This is a genomic window from Streptomyces sp. NPDC051214 (assembly GCF_040682375.1).
Classification (GTDB): Bacteria; Actinomycetota; Actinomycetes; order Streptomycetales; family Streptomycetaceae; genus Streptomyces.
Genome location: NZ_JBFBAT010000019.1, coordinates 67,309 through 80,035 on the forward strand (window position 1 = coordinate 67,309; position 12,727 = coordinate 80,035).

At 71.7% G+C, this 12,727-nt stretch carries 8 protein-coding genes; 5 read left to right on the forward strand and 3 right to left on the reverse strand.

What is annotated here, in order from left to right; all coding sequences use genetic code 11:
• The first annotated feature begins 185 nt into the window (after positions 1-185).
• From AB0M70_RS37325 to AB0M70_RS37340, 4 genes are read left to right on the forward strand one after another with little or no spacing between them, the layout of a single operon-like run.
• Complete coding sequence (locus AB0M70_RS37325; protein WP_365827448.1) at positions 186-1,442, forward strand: GDSL-type esterase/lipase family protein; 1,257 nt, start codon at positions 186-188, stop codon at positions 1,440-1,442.
• A gap of 48 nt (positions 1,443-1,490) precedes the next feature.
• Positions 1,491-1,868, forward strand: a complete 378-nt coding sequence (locus tag AB0M70_RS37330; protein WP_365827450.1) for an ectoine synthase — start codon at positions 1,491-1,493, stop codon at positions 1,866-1,868.
• Positions 1,869-1,927: 59 nt separating this feature from the next.
• Positions 1,928-3,103, forward strand: coding sequence for an acyl-CoA dehydrogenase family protein (locus tag AB0M70_RS37335; protein WP_365827452.1), 1,176 nt, complete (start codon positions 1,928-1,930; stop codon positions 3,101-3,103).
• Complete coding sequence (locus tag AB0M70_RS37340; RefSeq protein WP_365827454.1) at positions 3,096-3,953, forward strand: alpha/beta hydrolase; 858 nt, start codon at positions 3,096-3,098, stop codon at positions 3,951-3,953. Before AB0M70_RS37335 ends, AB0M70_RS37340 begins: the two co-directional genes overlap by 8 nt.
• Positions 3,954-3,965: 12 nt before the next feature.
• Here the strand turns inward: AB0M70_RS37340 and AB0M70_RS37345 are convergent, their stop codons facing one another.
• The 3 genes from AB0M70_RS37345 to AB0M70_RS37355 form a co-directional block, all read right to left on the reverse strand.
• Positions 3,966-4,643 carry a TetR/AcrR family transcriptional regulator gene (locus tag AB0M70_RS37345; protein ID WP_365827456.1) on the reverse strand — a complete coding sequence of 226 codons (678 nt, stop codon included), beginning with the start codon at positions 4,641-4,643 and terminating at the stop codon, positions 3,966-3,968.
• A gap of 125 nt (positions 4,644-4,768) precedes the next feature.
• Positions 4,769-9,340 carry an amino acid adenylation domain-containing protein gene (locus AB0M70_RS37350; protein WP_365827458.1) on the reverse strand — a complete coding sequence of 1,524 codons (4,572 nt, stop codon included), beginning with the start codon at positions 9,338-9,340 and terminating at the stop codon, positions 4,769-4,771.
• A 54-nt stretch (positions 9,341-9,394) separates the two neighbouring features.
• On the reverse strand, positions 9,395-12,124 hold the full coding sequence (locus AB0M70_RS37355; RefSeq protein WP_365827460.1) for a type I polyketide synthase: 2,730 nt from the start codon (positions 12,122-12,124) through the stop codon (positions 9,395-9,397).
• Between the two features lie 313 nt (positions 12,125-12,437).
• Here AB0M70_RS37355 and AB0M70_RS37360 point away from each other — a divergent pair, with 313 nt between their 5' ends.
• Positions 12,438-12,704 carry a phosphopantetheine-binding protein gene (locus AB0M70_RS37360; protein WP_365827462.1) on the forward strand — a complete coding sequence of 89 codons (267 nt, stop codon included), beginning with the start codon at positions 12,438-12,440 and terminating at the stop codon, positions 12,702-12,704.
• The last annotated feature ends 23 nt before the right edge of the window (positions 12,705-12,727 follow it).

Here is a 12,727-nt window from a genome sequence, read left to right on the forward strand (position 1 = left end):
GGGGTTATGGCCCGACCGAGGCGCGCGTTAGCGTCTGGGCATATTCAGGGCGCCACCATTTCACGGTTGAAGTACCGCGGTCGGTTCACGTAATCCCTTGATTTCTTTTCCTTGCCCGCATACCGGTCCGTGGTGGAGACCCGCACACGGGACGGGCGCGCCACGGCGCGCGGAAGGAGCAAGGCATGACGGATACCACCAGGCGCCGGGCGCTCGCCCTCATCGGCACCACGGCCGCCGCGGGCCTGACGGCTGCGGCATCCGCGGGGGCCGCCGAGGGACCGGGCGGATCCCGGAACTGGGTGACCACCTGGTCGACCGCGATGACGCCGCCCAGCCTCGGCATGGGCACCAACTGGTCCAAGGAGGGCTTCGCCGACCACAGCGTCCGCCAGCTCGCCCGCACCAGCCTCGGCGGCCGGACGCTGCGCGTGCGCCTCTCCCACCGCTTCGGCACGCGGCCGCTGCGGCTGGCCGGCGCCACCGTGGCGCTCAGCGCGGGCGGCGCCGCGTTACGCCCCGGCACCGTGCGCCGGCTGACCTTCGACGGCGCCTCGGCGGTGACGGTGCGGCCCGGCGGCACGCTGGCGAGCGACGCCGTGCACTTGACGGTCGCCGCCCGCGAACGTATCGCGGTCACCCTGTACTTCAAGGACGCCACCGGGCCCGTCACCTTCCACCCGTGGGCCGGCAGCACCTGCCACCGGGCGTCGGGAGACCACCGCGACGACACGGGCGCCACCGCGTTCACCGAGACCACGGGGGCGATGTACTGCCTCGCGGCCGTCGACGTCGCCGCACCCGCCCGGCAGTACACCGTGATGTGCTTCGGCGACTCGCTCACCGACGGATTCGGTTCGGCCATGGACCGCGACGAGCGCTACCCCGACGCCCTCGCCGAACTCCTCGCCGCCCAGGGCACCCCGCACGCCGTGGCCAACACCGGCATCAGCGGCAACCGGCTCCTCAACGACACCTTCTGCCTCGGCGAGAAGGCCACCAAGCGTTTCCGCCGCGACGCGCTGACCCAGCCCGGCGTACGCAAGCTCGTCGTGCAGCTGGGCGGCAACGACATCACGGTCCACGGAAACCACCCCTGCCTCGGCGAGACCCCCGAGGTCACCCCGGACGAGCTGATCGCGGGCCACCGCGAACTCCTGCGCCAGGCCGAGGAGTTCGGGCTGCCGGTCATCGGCGTCACGAAGCCGCCATACGGTTCGTCGCCGACGTACCAGGAGCACCACGACAAGATCCGTATGGCGGTCAACGCGTGGATGCTGCAGGAGCGGCGCTATGCCGCCGTGGTCGACTCCGACCGCGTCCTCGCCGACCCCACCGATCCGGTGCGCATGGACCCCCGCCTCGACAGCGGGGACGGAGTGCACCCCAACGGCGCCGGATACCGCGCCATGGCAGCCGCGGTGGCCCCCCACCTCCGGTGACGCGCAGGACCCAGAGAGACCAGAGGGCATCAGAGAGGAGAGGCAACGTTGTTCATACGGGACAGTTCACAGGTCAGAGCCGTCGAGTGGGGCAACGGCACCAGCCGCCGTCTGCTCGTGGAGACGGACGGGATGGGCTTCACCGTGGCCGAGACCACGGTGCGTGCGGGCACCAAGTCCCGGCTGCAGTACCGCCGGCACCTGGAGGCGTGCTACTGCATCGGCGGCCGCGGTGAGGTCACATCGGCGGACGGCGCCGTCACCTACCGGCTCGAGCCGGGGGTGCTCTACGTACTCGACCAGCACGACGCGCACTTCCTCGTGGCCGACGCCCACGAGGACCTGCATCTGATCAGTGTGTTCAACCCGCCGCTGCGCGGCGACGAGGCACACCGCCTTGACGAGTTCGGCTTCTCGCAGTACTGACCCGTCCGCCGCACCACGCACGCCCGGTCCCGTTCGAGCTCGCGGAAGAGGATGCACCGTTGATTCAGTGGAATGAGGACCAAAGGGCGCTGCGCGACGCGGCGCTGGGGCTCGGGAAACCCCTGAGCACCGGATATCTCGAACGGGACGCGGACGGCGCGTTCCCCCGCGAACAGTGGCGGCTCCTTGCCGAGTCCGGTCTGCTCGGCCTGCCGGTCGACGGGGCCTGGGGCGGGCTCGGCCAGGATCTGACGACCACGATGCACGTCCTGGAGGGCCTGGGGGAGGGGTGCCGTGACACCGGGCTCAGCTTCTCCGCCTGCACCCATCTCATCAGCACCTGCCTGCCCGTCGACCGCTTCGGCTCCGACGCGCTCAAGGAACGCGTCCTGACACGGGCCGCCGCGGGCGAGCTGATCGGCGCCCACGCCATCTCCGAGCCGGAAGCGGGCTCCGACATGCTCGCCCTGCGCACCCGGGCCGTGCACGACGGCGACGAGCTGGTCATCGACGGCCACAAGGCGTTCGTCACGAACGGCCCGGTCGCCGACCTGTACGTCGTCTATGTGAAGACCGACCCCGGCGCGGGAGCTTTCGGCATCACGGCCGTCGTCGTGGAGCGCGACCGGCCCGGCCTCACCGTCGGCAACCCCATGCGGAAGATGGGGCTGCGCTCCTCGCCGCTCGGCGAGCTGTTCTTCGACGACTGCCGGGTGCCCGCGCACAACGTCCTCGGCGACGTCGGCTCCGGCTTCGCCATCTTCGACCACGTGATGAAGTGGGAGGTGCTCTGCTCCTTCGCCGTCAACGTGGGCGAGATGCAGCACCGCCTGGAGCGCACGGTCGACTACGTCAGGAGCCGCCGTCAGTTCGGCCGGCACATCGGCTCCTACCAGTCCGTCGCGCACCGCGTCGTGGAGATGCGCATGGCCGTGGACACCGCCCGGCGCGCCCTGTACGACGCGGCTCTCAAGGTGCAACGGGACGAGGACGCCACCGTGGACGTCGCCATCGCCAAGCTCCTCGCCAGCGAGGGCAATCTTGCCTCGGCCGTCAACGCCGTCCAGATCTTCGGCGGCTACGGCTACATGACCGAGTACGGCCTGGAACACGACGTGCGCAGCGCCATGGCAGGCACCATCTACTCCGGCACCACCGACATCCAGCGCAACAGGATCGCCACCATGATGGGCCTCGAGGAGCCGGCCCCGGACGGGAGCCGACCCCATGCCTGAGCCCCTCACGGTGTCCCAACTGCGGGACCGCCACGACCAGATGATGTCCAAGCTGCCGCGGCCCGACGTGGCCGAGGTCCGTGACCTCACCGTCGCAGGCCGCCCCGCCCGCCTCTACCGGCCGCACGGCGCCGCCGAACCGCAGCCCGCCCTGGTCTTCTTCCACGGCGGCGGCTGGGCGCTCGGCGGCATCGAGTCGTACGACCCGGTGGTCCGCTCCCTGACCCGCGCCTGCGACGCCGCGTACATCTCGGTGGCCTACCGGCGCCCGCCCGAACACCCCCACCCGGCGGCCGTCGACGACGCGGTGTCCGCCGTCGAGTGGATCGCGGGCCATGCCGCTGAACTCGGCCTCGACCCGCGCCGCATCGGCCTGGTGGGAGAGAGCGGCGGCGGGCAGATCGCCCTGGCCGCAGCCCTGCGCCTCGCCGCGTCCGGCGGCCCCGCGCTCGCCCTGCTGCTGCTCGCCTACCCGGCGGTCGACCTGCGCGCGGAGCCGCCGTCCGGCGGGCTGCCCGACGACCTGCGCCGGATGATCGAGTGGTACGTCGGCGACTGCGACCGCACCGCCCCGGAGGTGTCGCCGCTGCTCGCCCCCGATCTGAGCGTGCTGCCGCCGACGGTGGTCGCCACGGGCGAGTTCGACTTCCTGCGCGGTCAGATACGGGAGTTCACGGCCCGGCTGCGCTCGGCCGGCGTCCCCACCACGCTGGTAGACGGGGACGGACTCGACCACGGGTTCCTGGCCTGGGGCGGTCTTGCACGGCGTCCCGCGGAGGCCATCACCCTGCTCGGCGGCCATGTGCGCCGCGCGCTGGGGTGCACGGCCGCGGCCGACACCGCGCCGTAGCCACGGCGCGGGTTACGGGGACGGCGCGGGGGACGAGGACGCGGGGGACACGGGAAGGCCCGCCTCCAGATGGGCCAGGGCCTGGTCCAGGACGGCGGGGCCGTCCATCGAGGGGTCCTTGGCCCAGTCGAGCCACACCATCAGGATCACCCCGCAGACCGCTCCGGTGAGGCTGCGCACCTCGGGGTCGTCGGGGGAGCGGTCCGTGTGCTCGGCCATCAGCGAGGCCAGCCTCGGTATCGTCGACGTGATGTTCGACAGGTTCGCCGCCCACAGCTCCGGGACCGACAGGATGAGCATCTCGCGCTCCATCCGTTCGGCCAGCTCGTCCGACGACTGCCCGGAGAACATCTCGCGCAGCGCGAAACGCAGCGCGCGGGTGGGGCTCAGCTCCGCGGGCTGCGCGTGGAAGGCCCTGGTGAGCAGGGAGTAGTCGTCATCGAGCCGGATCAGGTCCTCTTTGGTCGTGAAGTACCTGAAGACCGTGCTCGGCGCGACCTCGGCGGCCTCCGCGATCTGCTCGACCGTCGTGACGCTGTACCCCCGCTCCCGGAACAGGCGCAGCGCCTCCCGCTGGATCGCCGTACGGGTCCTGGCCTTTTTTCGCTCGCGCAGGCCCGAGGGGCGAGGGGAGGGCGGACTGCCCGCGTCGGCTGCTGGCCGACGACCTCCTTTCGACAGCGAGGACATGCGTCACCTCCGGTGCGACTGCGGCGTGGTCCTGTCGGGGCGCGCGCCCCAGGTTTCCGTCATGATAGCCAGCCATCCCCGGCTTGCCCGCTGCCCGGGAAACAGGGCTTTTCCGGTGAACAGCCCTACGGGCGCGACCATTCGGGCACCGATGCGGCAAGGGCCGCGATGGTGGGCCGGTCCAGGAGCGCCTCCACGATCTCCTGGGCGCTGCGGTGCAGTCCGAGCTCCTCGCGCAGCGGCCCCAGCATGCTCACCACGTGCAGCGAGTCCCCGCCCAGATCGAAGAAGTTGTCCTCGACGCCGAAGTCCGTGCGTCCCAGGGCCTCGCTCCACAGCTCGAACAACCGCTGCTCGACGGCGTCACGCGGCGTCACCCGCGTCACCGTGGCGGTCTCCTGCCACGGCAGCGGCAGCGCGCTGCGGTCGACCTTGCCGTTGGAGCTCAGCGGGAGCTGGTCGAGGAGCAGCAGATGCCGCGGCACCATGTACTCCGGCAGCGACTCCTCCACTCCCTGGCGAAGGAGTTCCACGTCCAGGGCGGGTGCGGCGCCGCCCGGGGCCGCCGCGATCAGTACGTGCATATAGAGGTCGTCCGGCGCGCCCTCGGCCGGGAGCGAGGTGAAGCCGTCGAAACCGGCGGTCTCGATCTGCTCCCGCCACTGCGCCACCGTGAGCAGCGGCAGCCGCTGCTCGTCCGTGGCGCGTTCCTGGGCCAGACCCTCGATCAGACCGACGGTGATCAGCGCGGAGGGCATGTTGACGGTGCTCTCCAGGAGCACCAGCAGACCGCCCGGCGAGAGCAGTGCCCGCAGCCGGGTCAGTGTCTGTCCGATGCTCTTGGCGTCGTGCAGCACGTTGGCGGCCAGGATCACGTCCGCGCAGCCGGGGGCGAAGCCCTGCTCGGCCGGGTCCGCGTCGATGTCGAACACGCGGTGCTCGAGGAACGGGTACGTGGCCTTGAACTGCTGCTCCGCACGCGACGTGAAGTAGCTGGAGATGTCGGTGAAGCAGTACCGCACCCGGTCCGCGGGCAGCTCGGGCAGAACCCGCTCGGTGGTCCCGCCGGTGCCCGCGCCGACCTCCAGGACGCGCACCGGTTCGGCGCCCGGCCAGGCGTCCACGAACGTCCGCAGGGCCTGCGCCACGGTGCGGTTCTGCACCTGTGCCACGGGGTTGTCCGCGTACAGGGCCCGCGTCACGCGCCAGTCGCCGTCGGGCATCAGGAACTCCAGGGGGCTCACCTCGCCCCGCAGCATGGCCACTTGATGCTCGGCACACTGGGCGAAGTACTCGCGCAGCACGCCGTGCGGCCCGGTCACGTCCATGCCGTCCAGGGTGCGGCGGATCTCCGCGTCCAGTGCGTCGGCGTCGAAGGGCCGCTCGCAGCGGTACGTCGTCTCGCCTTCCCCGCGGTCACCGTCGGCCAGCAGCAGGCCGCGCGCCGCGAGCTCGCCCAGCTGCCGCCCGATCAACTCGCGGTACACGGGCTTGATGCCGGATGCCACGATGTCCTCGCAGCGGGCGCTGTCACCGGCCGCGCGGAAGAATCCGAGCCGGGACAGGGACCGTGCGATCACCAGCGGGCACAGGGCGTCCGCCGCGGCATGCGTGCGCTCCTCGGTGCTCAAGTCCGTTGCGCGTGCGGCCTGTTCGCGCATCCGGCGTTCGCCGGCCCGTTCCGTGACCTCCCGCAGCAGCTCGCCCTCGTCCGCCGCCCCTGCACTCGCGGCGCCGCCCGCCTCGGGCACGACGTACCCCACGAGCTGGGCGCGTCCCGTGGTGGGGTTGGTGCCGACGCCGACGACCGCCTCGGCGACGCCGTCCTGCCGGGACAGGGTCGCCTCGATCTCGCCCAGTTCGATGCGATAGCCGTTCAGCTTGATCTGGGAGTCCTCACGGCCGAGGAAGTCGATGTCACCGCCGGGCAGATACCGGCCCAAGTCGCCCGTGCGGTAGATGCGTTCGCCGGTACGGGGGTGCGTGATGAACCGCTCGGCGGTCTTCTCCTCGTCACCCCAGTAGCCCTTGGCGACACCGATGCCGCCGATGTAGATCTCCCCGGTCGCCCACACCGGGCACGGTTCGAGACGCTCGTCGTACACATGCAGGGTCTGCCGGGCGAGCGGCTTGCCGTACGGGATGCGGGTCCAGTCGTCGGGCACCTCGCCGATGGGGTACGCCACCGACCAGATGGACGCCTCGGTGGCGCCGCCCAGGCTGATCACCCGGGTGCGCGGGTGATGCGCGCGGATGGTGTCGGGCAGGGCCACCGGAATCCAGTCGCCGCTCAGGAGAGCGAGCCGCAGCGTCGAACCCTCCCTGGCGGCTTGGGTGTTGTCGTCCTTGAGGCTGTCGGTCCACGCCTGCATGAGGGCGGGCACCGAGTTCCACACCGTCACCTTGTGGCGGCGCACCAGGTCCGACCAGTGCGCCGGGTCGTGGGCGTCCTCCGGCGCGGGCAGCACCACGGCGGCGCCCGCGGCCAGGGTGCCGAAGACGTCGTACACGGACAGGTCGAAGCTGAGCGAGGACAGGGACAGGACGCGGTCGTCCGGGCCGACGTCGAACCGCTGGTTGATGTCCTGCACGGTGTTGGCCGCACCCCGGTGGTCGATCACCACGCCCTTGGGCTGCCCCGTGGAACCCGAGGTGAAGATGGTGTACGCCAGGTCGGTGGGCGCCGGGTCGACGGCGGGCGGGGTGATCGGCGCCGAGCGGACCTCGCTGTCGGCGAAGGTCACCACCTGCACGCCGGCCGGCCAGTCGAGCCGCTCGCGCAACTCGGGTGTGGTCACGGCGAAGCGCACCGAGCAGCGTTCGTACAGCTGGGCACGGCGTGCGGCGGGCCACTGCGGGTCGAGCGGCAGATAGGCGGCGCCGGAGCGGGTGATGCCGATGGCCGCGGCGATCTGCTCACGGCACTTGGGCATCACGACCGCGATCAACTCGTCCGTACGGGCGCCCAGATCGACCAGGCGGTGCGCGAGTCGGCGCTCCTGGCCCAGGAGTTCGCCGTAGGTGTACCGGCCGTCGGCGGCGAGCACCGCGTCGGCGTCCGGTGTCCGCTCGGCCTGCTCCTCCACCAGGGAACACAGGGTGCGCTCGGGAATCGGCGCCTCGGTGTCGTTGGCGGCGAGCCGCTCACGCTCCTGCCACGCGGGAAGGGCGACGGCGGGGCCGGGGTCGTCCCACAGGGCCTCGTCGCTGCCGAGCCGGCCCACCAGATCCTCGTAGGTGGCGAACATGTCGTCCAGGAGGCCCGCGGGGAACAGCTCCTCGGCGGCGTCCCAGTTGAGGTGCAGCTCGCCGTGCTCCTCGGTGACCTGGTGGTCGAGCCACACCTGCGGGGTCTGACTGACGCCGTTGACGATCTCGCCGAGGAACTTCAGGCCACCGGTCAGACCGGCGTCCGACGACGCCCCGAGCATGCTGGTGAAGACGACGGGCATCGCCGCGCCCGGCATCCCGCCCTGCCGCCGCGCCCGTTCACGGAGCACCTGCACCCCGCTGTACGAGAGGTGCTCCAAGTCCTGGATGAGCCGCCGGTGCAGCACACCGGCCCGGGCGGCGAAGGTGTCCAGCGGCTCCGAGTCGGTCGACAGGAGCGTCACCGAGGTGAAGTCCCCCATGACGGCGTCGACTTGGGGGTGCAGGGGCGGGCGGTTGAACAGGGTCAGGTTCAGGGTGTGACCCGGCTCCTTGGACCAGGTGCGCAGCACGTCGGTGAACGCCGTCACCAGGGCCGCCGACGGCGTGACGCCCCGGCGCCGCGCGGCCTCCTTGATCGCCGCCCACCGCTCCTTGGCCACGACGGAGTGCCGACGGCGGAACTCCACCGCCCCACGGCCGGGCCTGCTGGGCAGCATCGGCAGTTCGGGGGCCGGCGGCAGCGTGTCCAGACGCTCCGACCAGTACCGCTCGGCGCGCGCGTAGTCCGCGCCGTCTCGGGCCTCCAACTGCGCCATCACGCAGTCACGGTAGGAAAGTTCGAGGGGCTCGGGGATCCAGCGGGGGTCCTCGTAGAAGCGGCGCCACTCCTGGAAGAGGAGGTCCATGCTGAAGCCGTCCATGATCAGCATGTCCAGGCTCAGATGCATCCGCAGCCGCCGGTCGTCCAGGCGGCTCGCGCGGATGTCGAACACCGGCCAGCGGTCCGCCGGGAGCACCTGGTGGCCCATCTCCTCGCGCACGCTTTCCAGGTGCGCCTCCTGCTCGGCCTCGGAGAGCCCGCGCAGGTCCGCGACACGGATTTCGTACGCCGGCACCTCGGGCAGCACCCGCTGCAGGCCCGACGGTTCGATGATCGCGCGCAGCATGTCGTGCCGGTCGATGACCTTGCGCAGGGCGCGGGCGAGGCGGTCGACGTCCAGGTCCTCCGTCGCGGTCTCCAGATAGGCGTGGGTGGCGATGCCGCCCATCTCGATCGCGGGGTTGCGGCCCACCCAGTACGCGTGCTGGATGTCGGTGAGCGGGAACGGCTCGTGCCGCTGCTCCGGCCGGGGCGCGATCGCCGCGGCGGGACCGCCGTGATCGGCGCGGCCCAGGAGCTCGATCAGCTCCTCCCGCGCTGCGCGCAGCCTGTCGCGCAGACCGTCCGTGAGGCTGCCCGCGGGGGCGAGCACGTCGAGCCGCCCGTCGGCCAGGCGGAGCCGGATGCCCCGGCGGTGCAGTTCGGAGAGCAGTTCATGCTCCATGGGTGAAGTCCTCACGCGATGCGGTGGCAGGAAGAGGGGGCAGGAGCCGGGCCGTCACAGGCTCAGTACTTCGACGTCGCCCTCCGTCGCGTTCTGGAGGGGCGCCAGCAGGCCGCGCGCGACCAGCTGCGCACAGATGCGGTCCGCGATGCCGAGGGCGCTGTCGCCGCCGAGCAGATCCTTCAGGGCGAGGCTCACGCCGAGGTCGATGTGCAGCCGGTGCCGCAGGCGCACGGTGAGCAGCGAGTCGAAGCCGAGCTCGGAGAGCCGGGTCGTGCGGGGTTCGGCCAGCTCGACGGTGTCGCGCCCGAGCAGGAAGGCGACCCGGTCGAGCACCGCGGCCAGGGCCGCCTCGCGCCCGGCCTCGGGCTCCTCGACGACAAGCCGCGTCAGCTCCGCGCGCTCGCCGTCCGTCAGCGCGGGGGGAGTGGCGGGCAGCACGTCCGGCGCCGCCCACACCCCCTCGGCACCCGCCGCCGCCCGGGGCGCGAGCCAGTACCTGCGCCGCTGGAAGGCGTACGTGGGCAGCTCCACGCGGCGCGCTCCCGTGCCCTCGAACGCGGCCTGCCAGTCGATGGCGACACCCGCGTCCCGGGTCGCCGCCAGGAGCCGCAGCACGGCCACGGGGTCGGCGAGCGAGGCGTCCAGGCAGGTGTACGAGGGGTCGAGGTCACCGGGACCGGCGCGGTCCAGCCAGTACGACGGAACGCTCAACTCGGCCTCCGTGAGCAGCTGTTGAGTATGCGCCGAGACGAGTGGGGTCGTGGGTGCCGCGAAAGTGAGCCCCTCCACCGTCGAGGCGAGCGAGGCCTCGTCGGCGAGGGCGGCGGCGAGCGTGCAGGCGTCGGTCAGGGAGAGCGCGCCGCTCAGGTGGGCGGCGGCGGCCTCCCCGGCGCCCGTACGCGCGGCCAGCGAGCGCGGGCGCAGACCGAAGGATTCGAGGAGCCGGTGGAGGGCGACGGTGAACGCGAACTCGGCGCAGTCGTCCGTGTCGTTGCCGTCGAGCGCCTTGCCGACCTCGTCCCAGGCCCGCGCGAAGGCGGGGAACCGCTCGTAAAGACGCCGGCTGTCCGCGCCGACGGCACCGCCGAGACAGAACGTCCCGCCGCCGGGCGAGGTCTCGGTGTTCGCGGCCCTTTCTTGACGCGCCACCGCGCTCAGCAGGTCCATGAGTTCGGCGGAGGTGGGCGCGACGAGTACCGCTTGTTCCGTGTACGAGGTCCGGGCGCAGGCCAGGGTGAACCCGACGTCCAGCGGCGGCAGTTCGGGACGGTCGGCCAGATGCGCGTGCAGCCGGGCGGCCTGTTCGCGCAGCGCCGCCGGGGTCCTCGCCGACACCACCCACGGCACGGCGACACCCTCGGGGGCCGCCGCGTCGGCGCGTGGTTCGGGGCGCGGCGCCTCACCCAGGAGCACATGGGCGTTCGTGCCGCTGATGCCGAACGACGACACCCCCGCGATCCGGGGCCGCCGCGCGTCACGCGGCCACGGCCGGGACTCGGCGACGAGCCGCAGCGGACCCGCCGCCCAGTCCAGGTCCTCGCTCGGCCGGTCCGCGTACAGATTCCCCGGCAGCCGCTCATGGCGCAGCGCCAGCACCGTCTTGATCACGCCCGCCACGCCGCTCGCGGCGTGCGGATGGCCGATGTTGGTCTTCACCGAGCCCAGCCACAGCGGCCGGTCGGCGGGCCGCCCCTGCCCGTACACCTCGAGCAGGGCGCCCGCCTCGATGCGGTCGCCCATGGCGCTGCCCACGCCGTGCGCCTCCACGGCGTCGACCTGGTCGGGGGTGAGGCGGGCGTCGGCGAGCGCCTGACGCAGCAGATTGCGCTGGGCGGTGCCGCTCGGCGCGGTGAGGCCGTTGGTCGCCCCGTCCTGGCCGACCGCGGAGCCGTGCAGCACGGCAAGGACGTCGCGGCCGTTGCGCTCGGCGTCCGAGAGCCGTTCCAGGACCAGCATGCCCACGCCCTCGGAGAAGCCGATGCCGTCGGCGTCGGCCGAGAACGCCTTGCAGCGCCCGTCGCGCGCGAGACCGTGCCGCCGCCCGAACTCCTCGAAGGCGTCCGGCGTCGCCATCACCGCGACACCGCCCGCCAGCGCCAGCGTGCAGTCCCCGCCGCGCAGCGCCCGGCTCGCCGTGTGCAGCGCGACCATCGAGGACGAACAGGCGGTGTCGAGCGTGACCGCCGGCCCTTCGAGCCCCAGGGTGTAGGCGATCCGGCCGGTGGCCGCGCTCGGTGAACCGCCGAGGCCCAGATACGGTTCCAGGCCCGGGGGCGGCTTCTCGCGCGAGTGCGGGCCGTAGTTGCCGTACACCAGGCCCGCGTAGATCCCGGTCCTGCTGCCGCGCAGCCGCTCCGGCACGACGCCGGCCCGCTCAAGGGCTTCCCAGGAGGTCTCCAGGAGCAGGCGGTGCTGGGGGTCGAGGGCCAGCGCCTCGTGCGGGCCGATCCCGAAGAACTCCGCGTCGAATTCGGCGACGTCGTCGAGGAATCCGCCCTCGTACGTGCCCGCTTTCTCCAGGCCGTCCGCATCGGGCGCGTACAGCCCCGCGATGTCCCAGCCGCGGTCCGCGGGAAAAGGAGAAATGGCGTCGCAGCCCGTGTCGACGAGCCGCCACAGATCCTCCGGGGACGTCACGCCCCCGGGGAATCGGCAGGCCATGCCGACCACGGCGATCGGTTCGGCCGCGCGCGATTCGAGTTCCTGGACGCGGCGGCGGGAATTCTGGAGATCGGCAGTGACCTTCTTCAGGTATTGCCGCAGCTTCTCTTCATTCGCCAACGTAGCGTCAGCCCCTCGTATTCATCGCCAAGTCGATTCGGGTCGCTCCGCCCTGGCTGCCGGTCAGCAATGTCCCGCGGTCACGTGGCCGAATCCCGCCGAAGGAACGGTAGAAGTGGAGAGCGGCCCCGGGCCACCCCTAAGCGCCCCCTAGCTCGCGCCTCGGCGCCGTCGCGCCGCCTTTAGGGGATCACCTCGCGATCTAGGGGATGACGGCCCGACGGCGGTTTCCTACCCTCGAATCGGCTTCTGTCGTGCCTGTCCGTCCCACACCGCCAAAATCTGCGGGCCCCATTCGAGCAGCGGAGGAAGTATGCCCGGCGACGAGATCACAGAGAAGATCCTCACCTATATCAAGAACAAGCACATGGACGGAGATGTCGAGTCCGAACTGGACGAGACGACGCCGCTTTTCGAACTGGGCATCATGAACTCCCTCCACACGCTTCTTCTTCTGCAGTTCATTCGCGACGAGCTCGGAGTCGCCGTTCCCGCCAACAAGATCAACGCGGCCAACTTCAAGAATGTGCGGTCCATCACCGCGCTGGTCCACACGGTGGCCGCGGCGCCGGCGTCCTGAAGCAGGGCCCTGACGGAAACGCA

Bases quoted from the DNA above. Each gene is read 5' to 3' on its own strand.
- AB0M70_RS37325 (WP_365827448.1), top strand. From the start codon at position 186: ATGACGGATACCACCAGGCGCCGGGCGCTCGCCCTCATCGGCACCACG.
- AB0M70_RS37340 (WP_365827454.1), top strand. From the start codon at position 3,096: ATGCCTGAGCCCCTCACGGTGTCCCAACTGCGGGACCGCCACGACCAG.
- AB0M70_RS37345 (WP_365827456.1), bottom strand. From the start codon at position 4,643: ATGTCCTCGCTGTCGAAAGGAGGTCGTCGGCCAGCAGCCGACGCGGGC.
- AB0M70_RS37350 (WP_365827458.1), bottom strand. From the start codon at position 9,340: ATGGAGCATGAACTGCTCTCCGAACTGCACCGCCGGGGCATCCGGCTC.
- AB0M70_RS37360 (WP_365827462.1), top strand. From the start codon at position 12,438: ATGCCCGGCGACGAGATCACAGAGAAGATCCTCACCTATATCAAGAAC.